The sequence below is a fragment of the Leucobacter sp. wl10 genome (assembly GCF_003569785.1).
GTDB lineage: Bacteria > Actinomycetota > Actinomycetes > Actinomycetales > Microbacteriaceae > Leucobacter.
In genome coordinates this window covers 1-858 of record NZ_KZ984040.1, presented here as the reverse complement: position 1 = coordinate 858, position 858 = coordinate 1, and the positions used below count along the sequence as shown (strand labels likewise).

Here is an 858-nt window from a genome sequence, read left to right as displayed (position 1 = left end):
TTGCCCTCGAGTCTTCCGGTCATGATCTCTTCTCCCTCCAGCCGGATCCCGCGCCGGGGCGGAGGTTCTCGCCCCGCTCGGATCCGGTCTCCTTCTACTTCTGCGTGGACCCCGCGTCGACGGGGAGCTGGATGCCGGTGATGTAGCGCGCCTCGTCGCTCGCCAGGAACAGCACGGCGTTCGAGATGTCCAACGGCTGCACCCAGGAGATCGGGAGGGCGTTCAAGCCGGTCATCCGCTTCGCGAACTCCTCCCGGGTCCGTTCTTCCGCCGGCAGATCGGGCATGAACAGCTCGAACAGGTTGTCGTTCAGGATCATGCCCGTCTCGACGCCGGTCGGGTGCACCGTGTTCACCCGGATGTTATCGGCCGCGAGTTCGTTCGCGAGCGTGCGCATCACCCCCACGACGCCGTGCTTCGCGGCGACGTAGTGCACGAAGTTCGGCGAGCCCTTGATGCCCGCGGTCGAGCTCGTGATGACGATCGATCCGCCCCCCGCCGCACGCAGGTGAGGAATCGACGCCTTGCAGGTGAGCCAGACGCCCTTGAGATTGACGTCGATCATCTCGTCCCAGGCCTCCTCGCTGAGCCGATCGGCGGGGGCGTTCGAGAAGATGCCCGCGTTGGCGCTCACGACGTCGAGACGGCCGAGCTGGGCGACGCCCTCGTCGACCGCGGCCTGCAGCGCGGAGAAGTCGCGCACATCCGCCTCGGTCGCGATGATCCGCCGGTCGAGCGCTTCGACCTGCCGCACGGTCTCGGCCAGGTCCTCGGGGGTGGCGCCCGGGTAGGGCACTGTGGGGAGCTGCCGGTTCACGTCGATCGCGATGATGTCGGCGCCCTCCTGCGCGAGGCGGA

1 protein-coding gene is annotated in these 858 nt (G+C 67.9%); it reads right to left on the bottom strand.

Features of this window, described 5'->3' with window-relative positions; genetic code table 11:
• Nucleotides 1–94: 94 nt before the first annotated feature.
• Nucleotides 95–858 (bottom strand): mycofactocin-coupled SDR family oxidoreductase (locus D1J51_RS17695; RefSeq protein ID WP_162903935.1); only part of this gene is annotated, 764 nt, incomplete at its 5' end.